Origin of the sequence: Arthrobacter endolithicus (assembly GCF_026627425.1) — a bacterium.
Lineage (GTDB): Bacteria > Actinomycetota > Actinomycetes > Actinomycetales > Micrococcaceae > Arthrobacter_M.
In genome coordinates this window covers 20778-44082 of the sequence record NZ_JAPNLH010000021.1, presented here as the reverse complement: position 1 = coordinate 44082, position 23305 = coordinate 20778, and the positions used below count along the sequence as shown (strand labels likewise).

Genomic DNA, 23305 nt, shown 5'->3' with positions numbered 1-23305 from the left:
TCGTCCTACTGATGGTCTTTTTCCTTGCTCCGTTCATCTGGATGATCGCGTACAGTCTTTACCCGTCTGCAGCTCTCCAAGGCAGCACGCTCGATATGGGGTTCGCGAACATCACCTTCGACTCCTACTCCCGACTACTGTCCGACTCATCGTTCCTCGTGCCGATGGCCAACTCAGCCATCGTCGGTCTGTCGACGACGATCATCTGCATGACGATCGGAGCAGCCAGCGCATATGCAATTGCGCGATTCAAATTCAGAGGTCGTCAACCCCTCCTGCTGAGCATGATGACGGTGCAGGCTATACCGGTGATCGTCCTTGCGGTACCGCTGTTTATCTTGCTGCGCTCGGTGGGGTTGTACGACCAACTCTTCGGTCTGATCATCACCTACACGGCATTCATCCTTCCACTCGTGATCTGGATGCTCGTCGGCTTCTTCGAGGACATACCGCCAAGCCTGGAACGCGCCGCACGAATCGACGGCTGCAATCGGCTGCAGATCATGTACAAGATCGCGTTTCCTCTGGCTGCACCAGGAATGGCAGCAACTGCCATCCTCGCATTCATCACCAGCTGGAGTGACTTCTTCCTCGCCAAAGTTCTCACCATCAGCACCGCCACCACACTTCCAGTGCGAACAGCCGCATTCCAAGGCCTCTTCGCGATGGACTACACCTCAGCAGCAACCGCCGGCGTAATCACTGCCGTTCCAGTTCTCATCCTCACCCTGATCGCACAGAAATGGATCATTAGCGGTCTTACCGAAGGTGCAGTGAAAGGCTAGTCATGGCGCAGATCGAACTCATCCACGTCAGCAAAACCTACGGCCCGACGAAGCACGGAAGGAACGCCGAACCCGCAGTCTGCGATCTCAGCTATGTCATCGAAGACGGCCACTTTGTATCACTACTTGGACCGTCAGGCTGCGGAAAATCGACAACCCTCAACATGATCGCCGGCCTCGAGGACATTTCTTCCGGGACCATTTTGATCGACAGTCATCGGGTCGATGATCTCGATCCAGATAAGCGCGACCTTGCCTTCGTCTTCCAGGATTATGCCCTGTACCCGCACATGAGCGTCTACGAGAACATTGCCTTCGGACTTCGCATGCGAAAGGTACCAAAGAGTGAGATCGAAACGCGCGTCACAGATGCGGCTCGTCGTCTGGAGATCGAACAGACCCTGCAATCCAAACCAAAAAAACTCTCGGGCGGCCAACGCCAACGAGTCGCACTGGCACGCGCAATCGCTCGGCGCCCGTCGGTCTTCCTCTTCGACGAGCCGCTCTCAAACCTCGACGCACTGCTTCGCGATCAAACACGCAGCGAATTGAAGCTCCTACACCGAGAGCTCGGCGCCACGAGCGTCTACGTCACCCACGACCAAGAAGAGGCAATGACCCTATCCGATCGGATTGCCGTAATGAGTCGAGGGCGGCTCGAACAGTTCGGCACACCGTACGAGGTCTACCACGAACCAGCCACAGAGTTCGTCGCATCTTTCGTCGGCAAACCGCGGATGAATCTGTTCACAGTCACGAAGGCCGAAATCGGTAGATACGGACTGCCTGGCACAACATTCACCATCGACATCGGAGACATCGGAATGGACCAGGTGCGCGTCGGCCTACGGCCAGAAGAATGTGACCTGCACCCTGCAGACGACGGGGCCCCGGGACACGGGGTGGTCAAAGCTGTTGAACCTCTTGGAAACGTATCCGATGTCCTAGTTACCGTAGGAGATCAAATTTTCATGTCCAGGGTGCCGGGATTCGGTAACTACACGGTCGGCGATCATGTAAACATTAACGTGACGCGTGCACGGATCCATTGCTTCGACCAGAAATCAGGCACACGCGTGGATCACTGATTCTCGACGTGCCGTGCTACCCGGCATTCAAGTGGCTAGCCATCGCGCGGCCGTCGCCTTTCCCATTCTGAACCCAGTACATCCAGAGACCTTAGTCAGTCGCTGCTCCCGCTTCAGTCATCAAGTTGTGCAACTTGTCGGCGAGCACGTGGGACCACCTTCGAAGCAGGGCGGCTGCAAAGTCATTCGCGGGCCGGCAGTGTCTTAACATGTGAGACGAACGGTGTCGTGTCATCATGGGGGGTCTGCCCGGGTGAAGCTCGTTGATGCGCAGAACGAGATGGCCCGCAACTGGGTCCTCGCAGCCAAAGACCTGGGCCTATAACAGCGCCGTCCGCCGGTGATGCACCGCTGTGCAGAGGACTTCCGTTAGCGGCCATGGCAAACTGCCCATAGACGGCCACCGAACAGCACCTGTCGGATTCAAACTTCCCGCCGAAACAACACCACGAGATGTACCGCAGGGAGACACTTTAGTGTTCAGCGTTGTAACCTCTTCGGAACGCCTCGGCTGCGGCTGCCCAATACCCGCTGGTCATACATCCCAGAATGCACTGAGGTGCAGCAAGGGTATGAGACCCCCGCGGCAAGGCTTTTGGACTATTTACGTCCCTTTACGTCCCGCTGCCCTGAGCGGTTGTGTCTCCGGTCTCGCAACTGAGCGCCAAACGGTCTCGGACCGCTGCCATCAACTGGGTCCTCTGTTCTTGATAGCCGGCAACAGTCGGAGGATTGCCCGAATCGTCGCGGCGGCCCTCGGCCGAGGGGATCAGGTACATCGCCGAATCAGACCCGCGTTGTATCGTGCTAACCGTGCTTTTGTGAGACATTTTTATCACCGTTCCTGAGATGCAGTCTTGTTATCCCTATTAATGATGACACCACACCGAGCGCAGCGTATATAAGAGATAGCCACCATTCAGCCCGAATCAGGTCCGAGTCCTGGCAGATGATGAGGATCGCACCTGTGACAAAGAGCGAGAGGGACAATCCCAAAGTGAGCACCCGCAAGGGTAGCTGCATGGCCCCCACGATCGCGTTCTCCGGAGCCCGCGCGTTGAGCGCCACGAATAAGGCTGGCAGGAATAGCAGCAGCGCAACGGCCGCACCACTGGCCGACTTCGACGTCAGCGTCACAGAGAGACCCGGTATCGCTAACATGATTACGTAGAGAAAGGCCACCGCTATCGTGGCCGCGAGAACCCGTGGGAGAAGCCTCCCCGGATCTAGGTCGAACGCAATCAAGGCGTTCTCTGCGACTGCCGGCGCCGTGTAGGTGTATTTGCCACCAGCGTGCGCCACATAGCGGCTGCGGCCACTTCTGCGGACGGATCCAGTGGCGTCTCGCGGAAGTTCCAATCCAGATATGATCAGTCCCGGTGGTGCTGCGCACTCAAAATGATAAGACTCGGCAAAGTAGAGCAGCCCCAATTCGGTCTTCCATTTGAACGAAGCCCAGCCGAGGCTCGCAAAGAATAGCCGCAAGCGGTGGCCCGTTGCAGACATCTCCCAATGATACGAATACTGAAAGACCCGTCGCTGACCTAGCGTGTCGCGCGGTAAAACCAGTGCTAACGGAAAGCATTCCGCGAGAGACCGAACGATCATGCTGTTCATCTCCTGCAAGCCCAGATCACGAATCAGTATGTTTGCGTGTTGCATCGCCCTAACAGGATCTGCCGTCGCCACAGCGGCCACACGAGGCCAGTACCTCATGATTCGGTCAGCATCAGCTTCCACTGCCTGCCAAACGATGAATGTCATCGCCGCGGCGGCAAGCAATGTATTGGCACGGCGACCCAGCGTTGGAACAATTAATCCGGAACCGTCTCTGACCTCAAGGGCCAGAACTGGCTGCTTACGGATCAAAGCCAACGGTAACAACGTGGCCGCTTCCGTGGCACCGACATCGAACCAATTCGCATGGTCCCAACTGATGTCGGGCGTAGTGCAATCCACCACGACTCGGCGCCTGGCTTTCCGCCCTTCCAAAAGGTCGAGCGCTTCGTTTCGCCAGTGAATCCACCGCTCAGGAAAAGCAAGCACGGAAATTACCTCGGCACCAAGATCAATCACACGATCGTCAAACTTGGGTAGCAGCTCGATCGCGTGCTTGAGTTCATCCTTCTCGGCCTGGCCAGCAACCATGGGGAAATGATGACACAATCCCGCGTGACAGCATAGCCCGCGCATTTACTCATCAAAGATGCCCGCGTAGCTCCTATCGAAGAATCATTTGGTAATGCCCGCGTAGCGGGGTCTCTGCCGGGACGGTGTTTGCTGGTCCGGCACTGTGAGCCATGGAGCTATTGATGAGTGAGCGCCGAGCTGTTACGAAGGCCATGGTGACCCGCTATGTTCGTTCGGACTGGGCCGGCAAATAGGTGATTCTGGATGAGCTGTGTGCGCTGACGCAGTGGCATCGAGACCATGCCAGGAAGACGTTGCGGCCGGCGCTGGTCCTGAAGGAAGTCAAGCCGCGGCCACCGCTGTATGGGGAGCCGGTGATGGAGGCACTGCGGCTGTGCTGGGCCGTGCAGGGAACCCCGTGCCAGGACGAGGGCTGGAGCATAAATGGCCGAGGCTGAACTCCCCCGCTCGACTCATCGCAGCCGGCTCGCTGGTAAAGTGGACACGAAGTGTGGGGTGCTTCCGGTTTCTTGCCTCAACAAACAACACACCTCCCCCGCGGGTCAACGGTCGAGCCGAACCAGCCGCTGCGTTGCTCAAGACCCTTCGGCTCATCATCCGTGACATTGATGGCGGACAGTCTGACGTGATCTTAATGTAGCGGCGCCGTGTCACTTCCGGATTTCCGACAGATCCGCGGGATGACCGGGTTCGAAGCGACGCTTGTGGACCATCTCGCACCTTCGAGTTCCTGCCTCGATTCTGCGACACCGCCCCGCGAGTGTCGCGGCCGGCATCGTCTGCGTCTTCACTAAATACTCCCGCAACCTGGGAGCAAACGCATCAAACTCGACACTCCCGCTGGTCGCTGATACTTCGGCGCCGGTCCGACTCCAGCGCCCGGTCCGCCTTCCGCGCGAAGCCGTTTGGCGTCAACAATGGCCAGACCCAGAAAGTGCCGGTCTTCATACGGCAAAGGAATGCTGCCATGGCATCACCCTTTGATCCCATCGGTGCCGCATCGTATTTTCGAACGATCGCTCGTTTGAACTCGGCGCTAAAGGTCCTGCGTGCCGACCGTTTGGCTCGGTGGCCCTGCTCCGGCGCCTCCGGTCCTGACTGATTGATTCCTCCGGTACGGGCCGGCCCGTTCCTGCTGGAGTGGTGGTGCCCGTGGTCATCGTGAAGCATCCCCCCGCCTTCAGCCTCTATTCTCGTTCAAGCGGTCTCTAACGAGTCTGGCTGATATGGCCTCACCCGTGCCGCCGCAACAGCGGCAGGGAAAGGGCTGGCGAAAGCCCGGACCGGAACGATCCGGCGCCAACTGATCAGCGTCCCGGACAGAATCGCATCCTCCGCAACGAAGCTCCGCCTTCACCTCCCCGCCGACCGGCCCTGGCAGAGAGCCTAGACGGCCCTGGTCACCGGCACCTTTCCCCAGCCGGCGAAGACCTAACCCCGCAGCCCCCGACCACAACGATCAAGGACCCACCGTGGAACACCACCGGCAGCGGGGCCGGAGCCTTCCGCATGCACAAACCCGAACAATTCAGCAAACTCCATCCCGGGATACACCATCAGTCCAGCGGTGGATTAAGGCTAAGCGCCGGCGGGGGGTGACGGTGCCGGGGTAGGCACCGGTGCGGGCGTAGGCGCCGGTGCCGGGGTAGGCGCCGGTGCGAGGGTGGGGGCCGGTGCCGGTGCTGGTGCGGGGGTGGGCGCCGGTACGGGGGACGGTGCCGGTACGGGGGTAGGCGCCGGTACGGGGGTGGAGGCCGGTGCCGGTGCTGGTGCGGGGGTGGGCGCCGGTGCGGGGGTGGGGGCCGGTGCCGGTACGGGTGACGGTGCCGGTACGGTTGCGGGCTGCACCGGTGCGGGTGAGGGCAACGTTGAGGGGGCGGTTGAGGGCCCCGGTGCTGGAATAGGTGCGGGTGCAGGGACAGGCACCGGCGCCGGCGCCGGTACGAGTGTAGGTCCGGGTACGGGCACGGGTTCCAGTGTGACTTGGGGTGTGGGGGTGCGTACCGTGGCGGCCAGATCTGCGCGGATAAGGTCGATGGCGTTTTTGATGTCCTGGTTACGGGCAAATGAGATGTCACCATTCGCGGCCGCGTTTTGCAGGTCGCTGGTGAGCCCGTCCAGGGTTAAAGCAGCGGCTCCGAAGTCCTTGTTGGCCGCTTGCTGGGTCAATGTCAGGACCCGTGCCTGCAGTGTCGCTGATGCACCGGGTTTGATGTCCGCCGGGGTGGAAGTGCAGCCGGTGAGGATGGAGGCAGCAATTACCACCATTGCTATCTCGCACAACCGTAGCTTCTGTTTCTTACTCATGGCCTCACGCTCTTTTGCAACTGCTCCAGGTGCTGTCCGAGGGGTCCGGGGACACTTGGATACGTTGTTAGGCCAGGATTTCTCGCAGCGGGGTGGGCAAATGACACTGAAAAGACCACGACAACGACCGCCAGGACGGCCAGGACCAATCCCGCGGCCGTCATCCATAGGCGCCTGCGCACCGGAGCACGCTCTACCCGCCTCCCACCAGTGAGCGGGGGCCAGGCGGCCTCCTCGTCTTCGCTGGGGAGTGTGGGAATCAGGGCGGGGGCGCGGATGGTGGGGACGCCGGTCAGGACAGGCTGTGTAGGGGCTTCGGGCAGGACCATCGTTGAACCGCCACTCAACCCTTCCGGTGTTCCGGAGACTGATATGTGTCGAAGCATGGCCTCAACGTCCTTGGCCGTGGCCCGGGCTGATGGTTCCATCGCCGTCATGGCCGAGAGCAACCACGACCACTGGGAACCAAGTTCCGGTGGAACCCGCGGGGAGCGATGGACCCTGGCAACGGCTGATTCCACCGCGCCCCCCGGGTACTCAAGAGTCCCTGTCAGGCATTCGAGAAGGACAAGACCCAAAGAGTAAATATCGCTGGAAGGGCCAAGGACACGCCCGGTGGCCTGCTCAGGGCTCAGATACGCCGCCGTTCCGACGGTGGTCCCGGTAGCGGTCACGCGCGTGCCGTCAATGATACGGGCGATGCCGAAATCGGCTAGTTTAGCCACCGGTGCACTCCCACCGCAATCGGAGGTGAGAAGAATGTTTCCCGGTTTCACGTCACGGTGGATAACCCCGCGGCCGTGAACGTAGTCAAGGGCCGAGGTCAATTCCGCTCCGATCCGGGAAACATACTCCGGCGGGAGTGGCTTGGCGTTGTGAAGCCGGGCGTGGAGGTCCGTCCCTTCAATGAGTTCCATGACCAGGAAAGTCCGAGGCTCATCCGGAAGACGCGTGTCTGTTCCGGCATCGTAAAGAGTGACTAGGGCAGGATGGTTGAAAGTAGCCAGGAGCTCTATTTCTGCCCGGTACCGGTGCAACTCGTCTGAGCCGACCAGGTGGGCGGGAAACAGCTTCAAGGCCACGTCCCGGCCCAGAACATCATCCCGCGCTTGGTACACAGACGCTGTCATGCCCCGCCCGATCAACCGAACGATCTTGTACCGGCCAGCAAGCACCATCCCAAAAGTGTCCGTGAGAGGACCATCTGCCATAACTATCATTTCCTTTCCCCGACCAAGGAAACTCCCAAGGTCATAGTAGCTGCACCTGGAGGTCTGGCCTGGCCCACGACAAGACTCATCAATAGCTTGGTGTCGCCCTTGGGCTCAAACGCCCTCAGGCTGCGGTACGATCCCGCCGGACTCGGGCCAAGCCGATCCCCGCGAGGATGGCGCCAGCGGCTTCGGCGATCGCGCTGAGGGATTTTTCGAAGAACCAGACGGGCTCATACATGCCGGGAATCGGTCCCAGCGCCGGAATGTCGACGTAGCGGTAGAGGATCACGGCAATGAATCCCGCTCCGGCGACCAGCAGGGCGAAACCATAAGCGGGACGGCTCGAGCGGATGAGGAGGTAGATCGCTGCAACAAGGGCTGCGACCGCCTCGATGCGAAACAAGTTCCCACCCCCGATCCCGTCCGGCGCGGATAGCTGGTAGCCGGGGGCAAGCGTGAAATGGACGACCGCGTCAATGACAAGGGCGGCGGCGATCAGGATCCGCAGCACGACGTCCATGACGGAAATCCGCTTTCGACGCGCCCGCACCCGCGACGTCATTTGACGACCAGCATGCCGTGCATGTTGCTGTGGAAAGTGCAGTGGTACCCGTAGGTCCCGGCCTTATCCGGCGCCTTGAAGGTCGCGCTCTGACCCGCCTTGATGGTGACGTCGAAGGCGCTGCCCTCATCTGCGGTAACGGTGTGCGCCTGGCTGTCCATGTTCATCACAGTCACCATCGCACCGGCAGCGACACTGGCAGGGCCCTGATAAGCAAAGTCCTTGATGTGAATGGTCGCGGCAGCGGCGGCCGTGTCAGATCCGGTGGCAGCAGCGGATGCCGGGGCCAAGGACCCGGCCACTGCGGCCGACGACGGCGACGACGCAGATGTCGCGGGGGCAGCCGCAGCTGGGGAGGGGCTGCCCCCGCTACCGGATGCCCCGCAACCACTGACCAGCAGCACCGCTGCTGCAAGAGCAACGTACGTTCCTTTTGTCCTGATAAGCATGCCGTTCCATCTCCAAAAATTGGTTAAATCACAGCGCTGGTTCCGGCGGCCGCCAGCGGGGCCGTGTCGGCACCGGGACGCAAACCAGATACCAACCGTTATCGCCCCACCGGCCAACAAAACCGTGGCCACCGCGGACACCGCATAACGTCCACGGCGGCCACTGATAAAACGGCTCATCGGAACCGTTCTATCCTTCCCGACAGATCCGCAACCCTCTAAGCCTTGGCCCCGGTCTTGCGGCGGAGCATGAATGTCGCACCCGCAGCAAGCAGCAGCCCGCCACCGGCAGCAATCATGCCAACGTCAGCACCAGTGGAAGACGTGGTCGCGGCTGCGTTCACCACGCCGGTTCCCGGAGCCCCACCGGGCATGGACGTCATCTGCGAAGCAACCAACGTCCCACACAGGGCCGGGGACGTCGCCGCCAACGGCAACGACGGCACCAGGTCACTAGGTTCCTTCTGCGCAGCAGCCGGCAGCGTCGCCGGATCCAGACCATGCACGACCACGACAGCGGTCCCGGCCTTCAGCGACGCAGCCGTATCAGCGTTGAGGGTGAACGTGCGCTGGTAAGTGAAGGAAGAACCCATCCCGGCTACAGCCAGGTCAGTACCCGCAGCCGGAGAAGTATCGCCACTGGTGGAGAGCGTGGCGCCAATCGCACCATACGCCGGAACACCCTCAGTGGTGCTGATCACACCGTCACCGCTGGTATCAGCCGACGGAGCCGGGCACGTACCCTTGGCACCAATGTGAATGTGCTGAACGTGCGGGTACGGCTTGCCCCCAAACGTCTCGGCCAGACCAGAAACCTTCTCCGTCACCGTCGCCTGATCACCGGAAACACTCACCATCACCGAACCACTGGCATTACTGCCATTGATCGCACCAAGATTCGCCTGGTACGACGCCGTTGCCGCCCCGGCGGCCGGCGCAGGGGCAGACGCCGGTGCCGGGGCCGGGGCTGGGGCCGGTGCAGGGGCCGGTGCTGCGGCTTCGGCCGGCTGTACCACCAGAGAGCCGTGCATGTTTGAATGGAAGTTGCAGTGGAAGGCATAACTGCCGGCCGTAGCCGGGGCGGTGATCGTGGCCGATCCACCGGCCGGGACCGTGACGTCGAAAGCGCCAGCGGTATCGGAAGTCACGGTATGCGCCACCGTGTCCTGGTTCATAATGGTGATCTTCGCCCCGGGAGCCACCGCGGGAGCTGCCGAGTAAGCATAATTCTTGATCGTGATGGTGGCCGCCATCACCGGGCTGGACCGCAAAGCGGTCATCGATGACGCGGTCAACAAGGACGACGGCGCAGCCATCGCCGGCGCACCGACCAGGGCAAGGGCGCCCATAAGCACCACAGGAGCAAGCAACAAGCGTGATTTCCTAGACATGTAAATATCCTTTGCAGCCAATGTTGGGTGTCCCGGGCCCGGGACGCCCAACACTTATTCGGTGTGAATCAGATCACGGATGGGCTAAACCGGGGAAAAGTTTCCTGACACAACGGCTGACAACCAACCGCGACCTCCCAAACCGGGCCGATAGACCACACGAGGCCGAAAACGGCGGTGACGTTAACGGGAGGAGGGAGCAGCAGCCACCTGGGTCTGTTCCCCCACAGACGTTTTAAACTGGTGCGCGGATTGGCCGCCATCCACTCGCTCTTCGCCTACGCCGCCGCCTGGCACACGGAGCATGCGGCCACTATCCAACGCGTGCTCGCCCCTGCGCCCAAACGCGTCGAACATAACCTCGAAATCTTCCTCACCGAAGCCGAAGTCGACGCGCTCAAGTGACCCACCTCCCGGACCCAAACGATCACGATGCGCGGGATCCACGAAGCAATCGCGACCACCCTCAGCTGCGGCCCAGCGTTTCACTCCGTGCCCTAGACCCCCAAACCGCATCCCTGCTCACCGGGAAGACGGATAACAAATGAGGTGATCAATAAACATACCCGCAGCCAGCTTACGATCCTTGAGCGCGATAGTGAGAGGGCTGTCGACTTCCCGCCCGGTGAGTCCGGCCGAGTATCACCCCGACATTCTCATGCCCCGGGCACGGATGTCGCCGTAGGGTTTGTAGTTGCTGGACAGTGCTATCAGTTCCCAGTCCTTCGGCCCGGTCGCAAGCTTCAACCACGGCTCGCCCATCGGAATGCAGAGGGCTTGGCCTCGGAGGACTGTACGACGACGCAGCCGGCCGTAAGGGAATCCGGCGATCACGACGGTCTCTCACGGAGCGGCTGCCTGGGGGTCGCGGTTGCCGGGTGCCGGAAGGCTCGCGGATGGCAGGGCTTGGATGCTGCCTCCAGGCTGTGAGCATGGCAGCACCCTTGCACGTCTTGTTCGACTTGGTCGGCGCGACCACCGTCAGGGGCAAGCTTCTCGCGTTGTTGCTGGTGAGCTTTGTCTGTGGTGTTCTCACCGCTGGGCTGACAATACCTGCCGTAACGGTAGTCAGAACGACGATGAGCACATCGCTCAGCCTGGTCGACGGCATGACGACAGGATCACGGATTGACGCCCCGGCGCAGGCCCCCCGGGTTTTGGCCGCGGACGAATCAGTGATCGCTGGCTTCTATGCACAGAACCGTGTCCAGGTCGTTCTGGATCAAATGTCTCCGTTCATTGCGGTAGGCATCGTTTCCATAGAGGACGCCCGTTTCTATGATCATGGCGGTATTGATCCGACCAGCACCCTCCGTGCACTGGCTGCTACCGTCCAGTGCGGACGGCAAGGTGCCTCGACCATCACCGAGCAATATGTGAACAACGCCATCATCGAAGCCCAGGTCTCCGGTGGAAACACGGAAAGGTCAAACTCAGTTCGGCCAAAACGGATACTGACAAAGTCCGGGAAATAAAACTCGCCATCGCTTTGGAGAAGAAATATTCCAAGGACGAAATCCTCAGCGCGTATCTGAACATTGTGTACTTCAACAACGGCGCCTACGGCATCGAGGCTGCATCTAACCTGTATTTTGGTGTCCACTCCAAGGACCTGACGCTGCCCCAAGCAGCCACGCTGGCCGGTGTTGTAAACAACCCGTCCTTTTACGACCCGATCACCGAACCCCAGCGCGCCACGAACCGCCGCAATACGGTGCTGGATAAGATGCTGGTCGGAGGTAAAATCTCCCGCAGCGACCATGATCAAGCCATCCAGACTCCACTCGCGCTAAACATACACCGCAGCGGCCAAGGCTGTGTCTCAGCCAAAACCGCACCGTATTTCTGCGACTACAATCAACGTCTGATTCTGAATAATCAACACCGTCACGTTTCAGACCGCAGCGAACCTGGACATCTGCGAAGTCCAAAAACTGGCGACCAGGGCCGGGCTCCTCGACGGCGGAACGCCCCGACCCTATGACCTCAGTATCGCCCCGGCCCTGTTGGGCTCAAACAACGTCGCCCCACTGACCTTGGCCAATGCTTTTGCGACCTTCGCGGCCAAGGGCGTCGAATGCACCCCGATCGCCCTTACTTCGATCACCGGGTCGCAGGGCCAAACGTACCCCGTACCCTCCGCGAACTGTCATCAGGCCATCAACCCGGACGTAGCAGCCGGTGTCACTTATGCCCTCAAAGACGTCCTGACCAAAGGTTCGGGATACAACATCCCCGTCGTCAAGGACAACTACAACGTGTTCGCCAAAACCGGGACCACCAACGGCAACATGAACACCTGGATAGTTGGAGGAACCTCCGGCATCGTCACGGATTCCTGGTTCGGTACCTACCATGGCACCGCCGCAATCAATGGGCGGAACTAACGAACACCGCCGCCCCAAAATACAACACCCAGGCTTTCGCCCAATCACCTGCCTCCATGCTCACCGGCATCACCACCACAATCGCCCCGCCTCAGACCTTCCTCCCCAGATTCCCGACACCAGAACCAGCCCCCACCCCGACACCCTTCCGGGCCCCAACACCCTTCCGGGCCCCAACGCCAGCACCAGCACCAGCCCCCGTCCCAGCCCCCGTCCCAGCACCCGTCCCAGCACCCGTCCCAGCACCAGCACCAGTGCCGACACCGCCGGCGGCATCAGTGCCTCCTAGGGCGCCCGCCACTCCACCCACATCCACGCCGCCGCCGTAGTCCCATTCGACTTCTCTGCTGTAACTGCGCACGGCACCGGTTGGCGCCGAGTTCCAGGACGACGCTTCGCGCCAGGCCTTGGCTGCGAGTGAGAAAACGGTATGGTTCATTTGCATCCACCGATGATCTAGTAATGCTTCAGCGTTTAAGGCGCGCGCCGGTCCAGGCACCCGGGTGAGGAGCCATATCTCGTTCCAGCCGTGCTGGCCAAGGATGCGTTACCACGACGGCTGTTCAGGGTCACAAAACGTGCACTCCCGTCGGATCCGGTCTGTTTACCCGATCACTTGACCGTTATCGATTCCTTGTGGCACTTCTTCACTTACCGGTCATCCCTCTCACGCATCGACAACATGCAAATCCAGGCAGGTAACGCCACCGGAGACCGGATCATCCCCAAAATTTAACCGGACCGACCGGCCCTAATCAGTACGGTCCAATGACAGCGCATCTGCCGACTATAACCAGAAAGGTCTGCCTCAGCGGCAGACTAGGATTCACTTGATGGTACTGCGCCACTTTATCCACCGAGCAGGCGGCCAGAGGCTCCGGTTCCGCAGTAGGTTCGGTAGGCGCCCAAGCGTCCCCGGGCGGCCACGGTGTAGCCCCGAGGTCAGGGCGCTCGTCGCAAGGGGTGCCCACCGTCCACGAACTCTGATCTATGTGAAACGCCGCCGTGATCAGGGAGCGGCCACACACTCTCACGCGCATAACGAAGCGAGACCCCGGGCCGGTAGTCCCGGAGTCCCGCCATGTGTGTTACCGGCTCGCACGGAGCCGGTCGTGGTCTTTTATTTGTTGTAGGTGTAGTAGCCCATGACGGGCATGGCATCCACGGAGTGGACGATGGTGCCCTGGCTGGGGTTCAGCGCGCTGATCATTTGACCGTTGCCCAGGTAGATCCCAACATGGCTCCCCCCGTTTTGGACGACCAGATCGCCCGGACGCGGGTTACCTGTTGGCGTCATGACGTTCCACTGAAAGGTCCGCGGCAGGTTAATGCCATGCTGGGCGTAAACCCACTGAACGAACCCCGAGCAATCCCAGCCCCCCGGCACCGAACCACCCCACACGTACCTGCCGCCAGCATAAGCCCGGGCGGTGCCGGCGATACCAGAAGTAGCCGATCCTAGAATCGGATACACACCAGAAGAAGCGGTACCCACCCCTACGCCGGCATACTGAGAGCCGGTGGAGGCAGGCATGGGCGCCACTGAATTGCCAACGCTCGCGGACCGGGGGGCGTTGCCGGAGAGGGTAAGGGTCTGCCCTGGATATATCACGGAGTCCCATCCGAGGTGGTTCAGGGCGAACACCGTGTCAAGGCTCACGCCGGCCCGGGCGGCTATCGCACCGAGAGTATCCCCTGAACGAACCGTGTATGTGCCGGCTCCGAATGTGCTGGCACTCGACGACGTGTCCGCAGCAGCAACGGGGCTGACCTCTCCGGAGGCATTGGCTGCGGTGCCGCCCATGAGGGTGAGGCCGCAGGCCACTGCCATGACGGCTGCCGGGCCTACGATAAGGCGCCGGTGGGAGCTAATGGTTGTTGAAATGGTTTTCAGCGAGCTGTGGCGGACCGGGGTAGCACGATGGCGTGCGGTATTGGTATTTGTGGACATGTTTGTTGCCTCTCCCAATGCCTGCGAAGTTAGCTGTCGGGTTCGGATGGGAGTCACCCGGACATAGAGTCTTCTCCCGAAAATTCATTCTCGGAATGAGCTGTATTGTCTTAACCCCAAAATCCTCTCTCAAGGATTCGATATTGGGCCCTCCGCCTCTGCCGGATGATCGTCTTGAACGGGCCTTGATGACAGCGGCAGAGTTAGGCAATCTATCCAAGGATGTCAAAGCGGTTTCGCGTCGACACGTGGCCCACCATATATCACGGTTCCACCACCTGTCACCACGTGGTATCGCTCCGTTCGTTGGTCCCAGCGCCCATGGTTGCATCAGTCGTGTCGCCTGCAGTGCATGACCAAAGCGACCACCCGAGTCCTACCGCAGTGATTCAAACGCTGCATCCGGTCTTTGCGCTTTTGCTGACAAACTCGCCCACGGGACCCATCCGGACGTCCTCATTTCTCCGAATCAAGAGTTAACTGTCCCTTACATGCTGCAGCCCGCGTTGAAGGCCATCTACGGGAAGAACGGGCCATGGGTCAAAGCACGGCGCACGTCCGCCAACAAGGTCTAAACGGGGTACATGATGGATAAAAAGTTTGATGAGGTAGAACTGCTGACAGTGGCTGAGGTGGCCACAAAATTGCGTGTTTCCCGGATGACTGTGTATCGCAAGGTGCGGTCCGCGGAGCTACCAGCGGTGCACTTTGGGAAGTCGATTCGAGTCCCTGCGACGGCTATCGAAGCATACCTCCTCGAGGGAATAAGCACCCAGAAATCCCCATCCCGGCAAGAGGCGTAGCTACTGAAAGCAATCCTAAAGGCGCCCCATGGTGCGGACGGTCTTGCTGAAAAGACCAAGTTGCCCCCTGCTGGCCCGTATTCCCGTTTCCGTTCCACCACCATCAAATCGTTTACACCATGGCTCCCCGAACACACATCGACGAGGTCCAACTGAACACCCCGCCTATCGCATCTAATCTAAATAGGGTGACCACGGTGACACGCCTTGGTTACGATTCGTACGATGAGTTTTTAGGGGTCGTGGGAGAGCTCACCGGCGCTGAGCTCAAACCAGGCGGCGGTAAACTGGAGCATTCGACGGGAACGACATGGGCGATGGGCGTTTCTATCAATGTCCGGATCAGGGCGGGCGGCGTCAGCTGGTGTCAGCCCTCTACCCGGTCGCGTAGCCGTCCGTGAGAGTGACCTCCACACCTCCCCCCAGGACTGCGACGAAGTTGTACACCGCAGACCCGAGTACGGCCAGCACACTGATCAGGACAACGTCCACGAGGGCGATGATGGAGGCAACCGCTGCGACCTGGTTCAAAGGGAAGGTGTGCCGCAAGTCCACGGAAAACCCCGACGACGTTCCGACCACACCGGTCAGGAAAACGCTCAACTGCTCAAGAAGTCCCGTCGCATCCAAAACCATCCATAAGCCCGCACGTACCGCGACAGTGAGGATGCCCAGAGCGATGGAGAACAGAAAAGTAATCTGCAGAACCTTCCAGGGCGACACCTTCGACATGAAAACGCGGGCACGTCGGGGTTGGGTTGGCCGGCCCAACATCAAACCCGGACCAGTGCCCAAACCCAAATCTGAATTCACGCTCGGCATTGATTATTGACCTTCTCTATCGGTGAGACACCCCAGGTCCACGAGCAATAGTGGAAGCGAACTCCGCCCCTCATAGTATCGCCCGCTACATTTATTGCTACGCCAAAAGCCATCCGTGGCCGGAATCACACCGAACCTGTTATGCTCGGCGTGATCCCGGCACCACGCCGGACAGGCACCTTTGATCTAGGAGAAATTATTTATGAAGAAAAAATCAGCATTCCTGATTGCCCCCGTTCTCGCGTTGGGAGCACTTGCACTGGCCGGCAGTCCAGCAATGGCGGCTGGCGATACCTCCTACCAGGCCAACCTGCAGCCACTAAACGGCAGTACCGCTTCGGGTTCGGTGATGGTGAGTGTTTCCGGTGATCAGGCGACGGTGACGGAGAACGTTTCTGGTCTGGCCGAGACGTTTGGGGGCAAGCCGTACCCGCACGTTCAGCACATCCACATTGGCGCCAAGGGTACGTGCCCGGCTCCGTCGGCTGATACCAGCGGTGACGGTGTGATCAGCACCACTGAGGGTGCCCCGGCGTATGGTGGGATCGGGACCACGCTCTCCACCAGTGGCGATACTTCTCCGGCTGCGGGTACTGACTTGGCTGTAGCCGGGATGGGTTCTTCCTTCACATACCAGCGCACGTTCACCCTCAACGCTGATACGGCTGCGTCCCTGAAGGCCGGGACCGCTGTCGTGGTCGTGCATGGTCTGGATCCGGCGACGCTGCCGGCTGCTGCGCAGAAGGAACCTAGTGACCTGGTGCCGTCGCTGCCGTTGGCGGCGACGTCCCCGGCACTGTGTGGGACGCTAGTTGCTTCGCAGATGACGTCCATGCCCGGTGGGGCTCCGGGAACCGGCGTGGTGAACGCAGCCGCGACCACGTCTTCCACCGGTGCTGACGTTGGCATGATTGCTACCGGTGGCGGGCTGCTGCTTGCCGGTGCGAGTGCCTTCGCGGTCCGCCGCCGGATGGGAGCCAAGGCCAACAAGGCCTAAGCCTCAGCTGATCGTCGATGAGCACCAAGAACAACGGCCGCCGCGGACGCTTCATAGCGTCCGCGGCGGCCGCCATGCTCCTAGCCGGCGGCGCCGTCACTATTGGGGCCGGCCTGCACGCCGATCCCGGGCAGGCACCACCCGTGAACACCCCTGCCATCGCCATCAGCACGGCCACCACATCACCGGGCTCTTCCCTTTACACCCCGGCCCCCGCCCCGGCCGCTGCACCAGCGGGTCCGGTACTGCCGCCGTCGGACCCCGTCGCCTTGGACATACCCTCTATCGGCGTGCACACCCCGCTGATCCAGCTGGGCAAGGCCGCGGACGGCACCGCCGATGTCCCGCCCGGGGAACCCGGATCACCAGCCGGCTGGTACCAGTACTCCCCCACACCCGGGACTGAAGGCCCCTCCGTCATCCTGGGCCACGTGAACTCCACCCTGACCAACGTCGGCGTCTTCTACCGGCTGCACGAGCTGGCGCCCGGAACGCAATTCTCGGTAACCAGGGTCGACCACAAAGTCGCGGTGTTCCAGATGGACCGCTCCGCCGAATTCAAAAAAGATGACTTCCCCACCCTAGACGTGTACGGCAACACCAACCGCGCGGAAATCCGGCTAATCACCTGCGGCGGCTACGACCCTTCCTCCCGCCTCTACACCGAAAACACCGTGGTCTACGCCCACCTGATCTCCACCCACCCCGCCTAATCGACCCTTCCCGAAATATCTTCGAAAACTGGTCACCTATGTAACTGCCGTCAGGGGCTGTGGGTCGGCCTGCTCCAAGACCGCTTGGAGGATTTCGGACACAGGATCCGTGAGCTGCACCGCTCACGACAAAACCCCAGCGACTCTTCTATATCTGTCAAGGCGTTGTGGATTGAGCGTGGAGGGTGTTCAGGGTCCGGTAGAGATGGCGGGCGAGATAGCGTTTGAGGCAGCGACGGATCTCGCGTCGGGTCTTGCCTTCGGCAGTGCGGCGTTCAACGTACGCGCGGGTTCCGGGGTCGTGGGTCATTCTGACGATGGTGGCCTGGTGGAGTGCCCGGTTGAGGCGTCGGTCGCCGCCACGGTTGAGCCTGTGCCGGGTCGTGTTCCCGCTCGATGCCGGTATGGGGTTCACCCCGGCCAGAGCGGCGAAGGCTGCCTCGGAGCGGACCCTGCCGGGATGGGACCATGCGGTGAGCACAACTGCAGCGATAACCGGGCCGATCCCTGTCTCGTCCAGAAGGGGCGCTGCCTCGCTGGCCTGGATGAGGTCGGCTGTCCGGTTCTGGTTGTCTTCGAGCTCCGCAGTGAGGGCGAGGACCCTCTTGGCGAGACGGACGGCCTCGACCCGTGCGGTCGCGGCGGCGAGGCTCTCGCTGCGTGCGCGCCAATGGGCGATCTCGTCGATCTGGGCGGCTTTGAGGGGCTTGCGGGCGTCGACACCGAGTTCCACCGTCCGCACGAGCGCGAGCAGGGCGTTCACGTTCGCGGTCCGCTCGGCCGTCATCTGGTCCCGGGCCGCCACCAGTACGCGCAAGGCCGCGCGTGTCCCATCGTCCTGACGCGGGTGGCGCAGCGCTGTGACATCGGTAGACAGGGCAGCGGTGGCGATCGCCTGGGCGTCCAGCGGGTCCGACTTGCCCAGCCCGCGGCGGGACCGCGTGTTCGTTCGTGGAGCTTCGACCGTCGGATAGCCCGCCTCCGCAGTCATGCGGGCCAGCTTGGCGCCGTAGGTGCCGATGCCCTCGATTGCCCACAGCGTGGAGAGGTCCCCGACGGTGCGGCGGCCCGCCCAGTCGATCGCCCGCTTCATGCCGGCGGCAGTGGCTGGGAACTGCTCGCAGGCGAGCTGCTCGCCCGTCGACGCGGACACGACGGCGAGGGTGTGGGTGCGGGGCGTGGGTGTCCACGCCGATGACGAATGGGTGTGCGTGCGCGACGATGGTCAAGGTGATCGGATTCCTTCCATGAGGGGGCAACAGTCCGGTCGCAAAGCGGCCGACGCCGGTCTGGAAAGAGATCACTCCAAGGCATTACTGTGACGGGCCACAACCCAAGGGTTGGGCAATCCTCTGATCAAGCCATTGAGGTGGGCCAGGTCGGCGTCGGCCGCCCACCCCGGTACGGGCAAGTCGCTAGGAAGGCACGCGAAGCGCGGCCAGTCGGATATCGAGCCACTACCGGGACAGGCAACCAACACCAACCCTGCCGGCCAGTCCCAGACCAGCCACATCAAGACTCACAGTCGGATATCCGGGTCTGCCCGGGGTTTGATTGACATCTGACTTGTGAGTTTTGGCTTGCAGGTGGAAGGATGTTTGACATGCCTAAAGCTTTTCCTGAAGAGTTTCGCCGTGATGTGGTCGCGGTGGCCCGTAAGGGTGAATCGGCCCTGGTCCAGATCGCAAAGGACTTCGTTGTTTCGCCGGCTGCCTTGCATCGGTGGTTGAAGATCGCCGACGTTCAGGACGGGGTGGTCCCCGGTGTCACCAGGGAAGAATCGACCGAGTTGCGTGAGGCGAAGAAACGCATCCGTCTCCTCGAGCAGGAGGCGGAGGTGATGCGCCGGGCGGTGGCTTACCTGTCCCGGGATGTCAACCCAAAATGATGTACCCGCTGGTCCTTGAACTGGCCGCCCCGGATGCCCCTGTGCGGGTGCCGGTCGCGGTGACCTGCCGGGTCTTGGGATTCTCCCGCCAAGCCTTCTACCAGTGGTGTGCGAACCCGGTCAGTGACCGGGACTGGGAGGAAGCCCACCTGGTTAACACCGCCCTGGACATCCATGCTGAGGAGCCGACGTTCGGGTACCGGCTGATCCATGACGAACTCGTCCACGAACAAGGCCTCGTGGCTTCCGAGACCCGGGTGGGGCGGCTGTGCAGCGAGAACAGGATTCTCTCGGTCATCCACCGCCGGCGCGGGACCGGGAAGAAAGCCGGCCCGCCCGTTCATGACGATCACGTCCAGCGTGACTTCACAGCCACAGCCGCCAATAAATTGTGGCTGACGGACATTACCGAGCACCACACCAGTGAGGGCAAGCTGTATCTGTGTGCGGTCAAGGATGTCTACTCCAACAGGATCGTGGGGTACTCCATCGATTCCCGAATGAAAGCGGCTCTGGCCGTTGACGCGCTGACTGCGGCGATCAGTCAACGGAACCCGCAAGGAACCCTCATACATTCGGACCGGGGCTCGCAGTTCCGGTCCAAGAAATACACCCGCCTGATCGACTCCGCAGGCCTGCGAGGGTCCATGGGCAGGGTCGGGGCACGCGCAGATAATGCCGCGATGGAAAGTTTCTTCTCGCTGCTGCAAAAGAACGTGCTGAACCAAAAACGCTGGGAAACACAGGAAGAACTACGCCTGGCCATCGTGGTCTGGATCGAGAAAATCTACCACCGCCGACGCCGCCAACGCCGACTCGGCAAACTAACACCGATCGAGTTTGAGACAATAACAAGACCACTCAACCGGTCACCAAAATATCAACCCAAACTGTCAACCAGAACCTGGGCAGACCCGACGATGCGGGTCAGCGCCGTCCCATAGATGATCGCTAGGAGCCCTCCGACGCGCTCGCTCAACCCGATGTCCTCGGCAACCAGGAGATCTTTTTACCCAAACCAATCGCAATTCCGTCAGTATCGTCGCGTTTGTTGCGCCACCGTCGTCGGGGGCGTCCGCAGTTCGAAGATTGGTATGATCAACAGGAGTTGTGGGTGCTTGCGGTTTCTTGCCTCAACAAACAACACCCCTCCCGGATATCAGCGATCGAGCCTATCCCCACTGTTTGACAGCAGCCGAAAGTCCCCTCGTCAACGGCGTTTGTGCCTGGTATACGAGAAAGCCGACTTACGCAGGCCTTCAACGACGCTGTCGTAGTTGCGCGTAACCTTCGCGAATTCGCGGATGACATACTGGGTTGGCAAGTTTTACAAGGCCAGTTGGTGCCCTATTTTGTGCTTGATCGAGAATTGTTGTTAGCCGGCTGATGGTATCCAAAGGGTCTCTGTGGGATGCACGGAACTCAAGCTGGAACTCGGTGTCAGTGAGCTGGTCAGAATGTCCGCGCCGCCCTCTCGACGCTCTTCCTCTTCCTTGCTCTGTCACTGCACCTGCTCTGGCACAATTACTTTATGATCCAGCGCGCGACAATCGATGATGTCAATACCCTCGTGGCACTTCGGGCAGCGATGTTCGAGACTATGGACCACGAAGGCCGCCCAGAAGCCGCATGGCGTTGCGAAGCGTCGAAGTGGTTCGCGGAGCACTTGAATGTGGACGCTTGCGCGTACGTCGTTTACGTCGCTGACACAGCTGTTGCGGCCGCACTTGGCTACGTGCACACGGCACCGCCGTCGCCATCAAGTAGCGCCGCCGTCACCGGACACCTGTCGAATGTGATCACCCTCAGGGGCCACCGTCGCCAAGGATATGCTCGCGCGTGTGTTGAAGCCCTTATTGAATGGTTCCGTGACGAAACTTCTGTTGCGAGAGTTGACCTTGCAGCCAGTGTGGACGGGCTCGCCCTCTATGAATCTCTTGGTTGGACGCGCCGAGAGCAACCAACGCTGCGTTTGCCCATCAGCCGTACCTGAGCCGTCTTTGGTGTCGGCGCTCAATATCAAGTGCACTGAGTTTCCAAGTCGCCTGCACCACCCTTCCATACCACCTCCGAAAACGGAATAGTAGACGGACACTTTAGGGGCATCTAAGTAGGGGGCATGGCGAATCGTTTCCCCAGTGCGTTAGGTGACAGCGTAAACCGTAAGGAAACCTTCCCGACATGTGATGGGTAGCTGCGCCGAAACGCTGCCAAGGAGGCCGCTGGACGCCAGGTATTTAGTTTCTTGACGGCTGGGAGCGCACGGCAGTAAGCCAGTCCTCCCAGGTCGGGCGCAGCAGGCTGGCCAGAGTCCCGTAGCCACCGGCTCCAGGGTGGGCGCCGTCGCCCTCGCGGACCTCCCGCCGCCAAGCGTCATGACTCTGTAGTTCTCGCACGACACTGACGTAGGGTACGGATTGGCGATCGCATTCAGCCGCCAGCGAGGCATCAAGGGCAATGATGCGTTCATTGTGCTGTTCGTCATCGACTGCTGGAGGCCCTGCCATCATCACGGGCCACCCCTCCGCATCCAGCCCCCGCAGCAAAGCGCGCAGATGCGTGACCGAGTCTTCGGCCGCCACCCGGGATCTTCCGTATTCAAACATGGTGTCATTGACACCGAAGGACAAAACGACTCCCGCGTGACTGCCGAAGGGCAGATGGGGAGTGCATTCGGCCTGGAAACGGCGAAGAATGTCGGCACTGGTGTCACGCCGAATCCCCAAATTGTACGAAGTCAAGATCAGCCCTTGAGCATGGCTGTGCGCTGCCAGGCGCCCTGCCCAGCCAAGGTGCCGTGCGTCGCCAACTCCTGCCACGAAAGAGTCGCCGACAAAACGGACCCGCACATCCGGTTCCCGCTGTTCTACAACATCCGCAGTATTCGCCTGAGACTCCCTCATCCCTCGAGAGCTTCCTTGTCTTCACGGCCATGGACGGCGATGCCCAGGGCCTTCAGCACCGGCCAAAGCGTTAATGGATCGTGGTCCACGCCAGGTACATATTCGGTGATACCAACACCGACCAGTTTGCCCCGAGCTCGAAGCTTGTTGATCACATCGACCAAGCTGGCGATGTCCAGGCCGTCAGGCTCGGGAACCGGGACTGCCGGCCACACCTTGGTGTCCAGGACGTCCAGATCCAGGTGCACGTCAAGCGGCACACCGTCCGGCAGCCACCGGTCAAGGAGCTGTTCCAGCCGATGCGGTTCGTTTTGCAACTGCTTGCCGGTCAGCAGTGGCAACTCGTATTCATCGATGAACGCCCATTCGGGCGGATCCATGGAGCGGTCACACAGAAGAGCGCATTGTTGCGGGGACACGGTAGTGGCCGGCACAAGGCTCGGGTGGCCGTCGCCGAACAGTGTCCGCAGCGGCATGCCGTGCGCATGTCCGCTGGGGCTGGACTCCGGCGTGTTCAGATCGGCGTGGGCGTCGATCCATACCACATGCAGGTTCGGATAGATCGAGGCCAGGCAGGACACCGAGGCTACTTCCACGGTGCAGTCTCCACCCAAAGTCAACAGGCTGCGAGGCCCAAGATCCTGCAACACGTCCGATGCGGCGACCCCGCAGTCCGGGCAGCCGGTGGCACTCTGATCGGTTTCGACATGAAGGACGAGCCTGCTAGCAGTGTTGGCGGCGGAGAGTACGTGCACCCCGTCGAGGCCGAACATCGTGTCGGCGCGTTCGCACCACTGCCCACCGGGACAGGACATAGAATCAGACAAGTCAGGGTCTCTTTTGTGATCGGAAGCTTGGTCGCTACCAATTCAAGGGGACCCTGACCTCACTCGC

The 23305-nt window shown here is 60.9% G+C and carries 21 protein-coding genes, 3 pseudogenes and 1 riboswitch; of the genes and pseudogenes, 12 read left to right on the top strand and 12 right to left on the bottom strand.

The window, feature by feature from the left end:
• The first annotated feature begins 11 nt into the window (after positions 1–11).
• Complete coding sequence (locus OS914_RS15500; protein ID WP_267546962.1) at positions 12–785, top strand: carbohydrate ABC transporter permease; 774 nt, start codon at positions 12–14, stop codon at positions 783–785.
• Positions 786–787: 2 nt separating this feature from the next.
• Positions 788–1873, top strand: a complete 1086-nt coding sequence (locus tag OS914_RS15495) for an ABC transporter ATP-binding protein (protein WP_267546961.1) — start codon at positions 788–790, stop codon at positions 1871–1873.
• Between the two features lie 807 nt (positions 1874–2680).
• Here the strand turns inward: OS914_RS15495 and OS914_RS15490 are convergent.
• Positions 2681–4021 carry a hypothetical protein gene (locus OS914_RS15490; RefSeq protein ID WP_267546216.1) on the bottom strand — a complete coding sequence of 447 codons (1341 nt, stop codon included), beginning with the start codon at positions 4019–4021 and terminating at the stop codon, positions 2681–2683.
• Between the two features lie 1228 nt (positions 4022–5249).
• Between OS914_RS15490 and OS914_RS15485 the strand changes: the two are divergent.
• Positions 5250–5414 (top strand): annotated as a pseudogene (locus OS914_RS15485) (IS1380 family transposase); the annotation flags it as partial.
• A 188-nt stretch (positions 5415–5602) separates the two neighbouring features.
• On the opposite strand, the gene OS914_RS15480 reads toward OS914_RS15485, so the two are convergent.
• The 5 genes from OS914_RS15480 to OS914_RS15460 all read right to left on the bottom strand — a co-directional run bounded on the left by OS914_RS15480 (position 5603) and on the right by OS914_RS15460 (position 9947).
• Positions 5603–6331 (bottom strand): hypothetical protein, encoded by a 729-nt coding sequence (locus tag OS914_RS15480; protein WP_267546960.1) that lies wholly within the window; start codon positions 6329–6331, stop codon positions 5603–5605.
• Entirely contained in the window at positions 6328–7542 is a 1215-nt protein-coding gene (locus OS914_RS15475; RefSeq protein WP_267546959.1) for a serine/threonine-protein kinase, read from the bottom strand. The genes OS914_RS15480 and OS914_RS15475 overlap by 4 nt, the downstream gene beginning before the upstream one ends.
• 124 nt (positions 7543–7666) lie before the next feature.
• Positions 7667–8107 (bottom strand): hypothetical protein, encoded by a 441-nt coding sequence (locus OS914_RS15470; RefSeq protein ID WP_267546958.1) that lies wholly within the window; start codon positions 8105–8107, stop codon positions 7667–7669.
• A complete protein-coding gene (locus OS914_RS15465) occupies positions 8104–8556 on the bottom strand; it encodes a cupredoxin domain-containing protein (RefSeq protein ID WP_267546957.1) in 453 nt (150 codons plus the stop codon). Before OS914_RS15465 ends, OS914_RS15470 begins: the two co-directional genes overlap by 4 nt.
• 218 nt (positions 8557–8774) lie before the next feature.
• Positions 8775–9947, bottom strand: a complete 1173-nt coding sequence (locus OS914_RS15460; protein WP_267546956.1) for a cupredoxin domain-containing protein — start codon at positions 9945–9947, stop codon at positions 8775–8777.
• Positions 9948–10199: 252 nt separating this feature from the next.
• Between OS914_RS15460 and OS914_RS15455 the strand changes: the two genes are divergently transcribed.
• From OS914_RS15455 to OS914_RS15440, 4 genes are all read left to right on the top strand, one after another.
• Positions 10200–10352 carry a hypothetical protein gene (locus OS914_RS15455; RefSeq protein WP_267546955.1) on the top strand — a complete coding sequence of 51 codons (153 nt, stop codon included), beginning with the start codon at positions 10200–10202 and terminating at the stop codon, positions 10350–10352.
• A 527-nt stretch (positions 10353–10879) separates the two neighbouring features.
• Complete coding sequence (locus tag OS914_RS15450; RefSeq protein WP_267546954.1) at positions 10880–11422, top strand: transglycosylase domain-containing protein; 543 nt, start codon at positions 10880–10882, stop codon at positions 11420–11422.
• Between the two features lie 14 nt (positions 11423–11436).
• On the top strand, positions 11437–11931 hold the full coding sequence (locus tag OS914_RS15445; protein ID WP_267546953.1) for a transglycosylase domain-containing protein: 495 nt from the start codon (positions 11437–11439) through the stop codon (positions 11929–11931).
• 22 nt (positions 11932–11953) lie between these two features.
• Entirely contained in the window at positions 11954–12334 is a 381-nt protein-coding gene (locus OS914_RS15440; protein ID WP_267546952.1) for a penicillin-binding transpeptidase domain-containing protein, read from the top strand.
• A 69-nt stretch (positions 12335–12403) separates the two neighbouring features.
• Here OS914_RS15440 and OS914_RS15435 read toward each other — a convergent pair whose 3' ends face one another.
• The gene (locus tag OS914_RS15435; RefSeq protein WP_267546951.1) at positions 12404–12610 is read right to left on the bottom strand and encodes a hypothetical protein; all 207 of its coding nucleotides are present in this window, start codon (positions 12608–12610) and stop codon (positions 12404–12406) included.
• An 844-nt stretch (positions 12611–13454) separates the two neighbouring features.
• Positions 13455–14285 carry a C40 family peptidase gene (locus tag OS914_RS15430; protein WP_267546950.1) on the bottom strand — a complete coding sequence of 277 codons (831 nt, stop codon included), beginning with the start codon at positions 14283–14285 and terminating at the stop codon, positions 13455–13457.
• Positions 14286–14289: 4 nt separating this feature from the next.
• Positions 14290–14479, bottom strand: a riboswitch (cyclic di-AMP (ydaO/yuaA leader).
• 393 nt (positions 14480–14872) lie between these two features.
• Here OS914_RS15430 and OS914_RS15425 point away from each other — a divergent pair.
• Positions 14873–15088 carry a helix-turn-helix domain-containing protein gene (locus tag OS914_RS15425; protein WP_420713980.1) on the top strand — a complete coding sequence of 72 codons (216 nt, stop codon included), beginning with the start codon at positions 14873–14875 and terminating at the stop codon, positions 15086–15088.
• A 375-nt stretch (positions 15089–15463) separates the two neighbouring features.
• Here the strand turns inward: OS914_RS15425 and OS914_RS15420 are convergent, their stop codons facing one another.
• Positions 15464–15862: a DUF3566 domain-containing protein gene (locus OS914_RS15420; RefSeq protein ID WP_267546969.1), complete on the bottom strand. Its 399-nt coding sequence runs from the start codon at positions 15860–15862 to the stop codon at positions 15464–15466.
• Between the two features lie 250 nt (positions 15863–16112).
• Here OS914_RS15420 and OS914_RS15415 point away from each other — a divergent pair, with 250 nt between their 5' ends.
• Both OS914_RS15415 and OS914_RS15410 read left to right on the top strand, forming a co-directional pair.
• Positions 16113–16907 carry a hypothetical protein gene (locus tag OS914_RS15415; RefSeq protein WP_267546948.1) on the top strand — a complete coding sequence of 265 codons (795 nt, stop codon included), beginning with the start codon at positions 16113–16115 and terminating at the stop codon, positions 16905–16907.
• 17 nt (positions 16908–16924) lie between these two features.
• On the top strand, positions 16925–17620 hold the full coding sequence (locus OS914_RS15410) for a class F sortase (RefSeq protein ID WP_267546947.1): 696 nt from the start codon (positions 16925–16927) through the stop codon (positions 17618–17620).
• A gap of 157 nt (positions 17621–17777) precedes the next feature.
• Here the strand turns inward: OS914_RS15410 and OS914_RS15405 are convergent.
• A pseudogene (locus OS914_RS15405) lies at positions 17778–18849 on the bottom strand (IS110 family RNA-guided transposase).
• A gap of 374 nt (positions 18850–19223) precedes the next feature.
• Between OS914_RS15405 and OS914_RS15400 the strand changes: the two are divergent.
• A pseudogene (locus OS914_RS15400) lies at positions 19224–20365 on the top strand (IS3 family transposase); the annotation flags it as partial.
• A gap of 674 nt (positions 20366–21039) precedes the next feature.
• Complete coding sequence (locus OS914_RS15395) at positions 21040–21501, top strand: GNAT family N-acetyltransferase (RefSeq protein WP_267546946.1); 462 nt, start codon at positions 21040–21042, stop codon at positions 21499–21501.
• Positions 21502–21745: 244 nt separating this feature from the next.
• Here OS914_RS15395 and OS914_RS15390 read toward each other — a convergent pair whose 3' ends face one another.
• On the bottom strand, positions 21746–22411 hold the full coding sequence (locus tag OS914_RS15390) for a DUF459 domain-containing protein (RefSeq protein ID WP_267546945.1): 666 nt from the start codon (positions 22409–22411) through the stop codon (positions 21746–21748).
• Positions 22408–23238: an arginase family protein gene (locus tag OS914_RS15385; RefSeq protein WP_267546944.1), complete on the bottom strand. Its 831-nt coding sequence runs from the start codon at positions 23236–23238 to the stop codon at positions 22408–22410. Before OS914_RS15385 ends, OS914_RS15390 begins: the two co-directional genes overlap by 4 nt.
• Between the last annotated feature and the right edge of the window lie 67 nt (positions 23239–23305).

What these genes read in the sequence shown, in the direction of transcription:
- OS914_RS15500 (WP_267546962.1), top strand. Translation starts at nt 12, where the DNA reads ATGGTCTTTTTCCTTGCTCCGTTCATCTGGATGATCGCGTACAGTCTT.
- OS914_RS15495 (WP_267546961.1), top strand. Translation starts at nt 788, where the DNA reads ATGGCGCAGATCGAACTCATCCACGTCAGCAAAACCTACGGCCCGACG.
- OS914_RS15490 (WP_267546216.1), bottom strand. Translation starts at nt 4,021, where the DNA reads ATGGTTGCTGGCCAGGCCGAGAAGGATGAACTCAAGCACGCGATCGAG.
- OS914_RS15480 (WP_267546960.1), bottom strand. Translation starts at nt 6,331, where the DNA reads ATGAGTAAGAAACAGAAGCTACGGTTGTGCGAGATAGCAATGGTGGTA.
- OS914_RS15475 (WP_267546959.1), bottom strand. Translation starts at nt 7,542, where the DNA reads ATGGCAGATGGTCCTCTCACGGACACTTTTGGGATGGTGCTTGCTGGC.
- OS914_RS15470 (WP_267546958.1), bottom strand. Translation starts at nt 8,107, where the DNA reads ATGACGTCGCGGGTGCGGGCGCGTCGAAAGCGGATTTCCGTCATGGAC.
- OS914_RS15465 (WP_267546957.1), bottom strand. Translation starts at nt 8,556, where the DNA reads ATGCTTATCAGGACAAAAGGAACGTACGTTGCTCTTGCAGCAGCGGTG.
- OS914_RS15460 (WP_267546956.1), bottom strand. Translation starts at nt 9,947, where the DNA reads ATGTCTAGGAAATCACGCTTGTTGCTTGCTCCTGTGGTGCTTATGGGC.
- OS914_RS15450 (WP_267546954.1), top strand. Translation starts at nt 10,880, where the DNA reads ATGGCAGCACCCTTGCACGTCTTGTTCGACTTGGTCGGCGCGACCACC.
- OS914_RS15435 (WP_267546951.1), bottom strand. Translation starts at nt 12,610, where the DNA reads ATGCCGCCGGCGGTGTCGGCACTGGTGCTGGTGCTGGGACGGGTGCTG.
- OS914_RS15430 (WP_267546950.1), bottom strand. Translation starts at nt 14,285, where the DNA reads ATGTCCACAAATACCAATACCGCACGCCATCGTGCTACCCCGGTCCGC.
- OS914_RS15425 (WP_420713980.1), top strand. Translation starts at nt 14,873, where the DNA reads ATGGATAAAAAGTTTGATGAGGTAGAACTGCTGACAGTGGCTGAGGTG.
- OS914_RS15420 (WP_267546969.1), bottom strand. Translation starts at nt 15,862, where the DNA reads ATGTTGGGCCGGCCAACCCAACCCCGACGTGCCCGCGTTTTCATGTCG.
- OS914_RS15415 (WP_267546948.1), top strand. Translation starts at nt 16,113, where the DNA reads ATGAAGAAAAAATCAGCATTCCTGATTGCCCCCGTTCTCGCGTTGGGA.
- OS914_RS15410 (WP_267546947.1), top strand. Translation starts at nt 16,925, where the DNA reads ATGAGCACCAAGAACAACGGCCGCCGCGGACGCTTCATAGCGTCCGCG.
- OS914_RS15395 (WP_267546946.1), top strand. Translation starts at nt 21,040, where the DNA reads ATGATCCAGCGCGCGACAATCGATGATGTCAATACCCTCGTGGCACTT.
- OS914_RS15390 (WP_267546945.1), bottom strand. Translation starts at nt 22,411, where the DNA reads ATGAGGGAGTCTCAGGCGAATACTGCGGATGTTGTAGAACAGCGGGAA.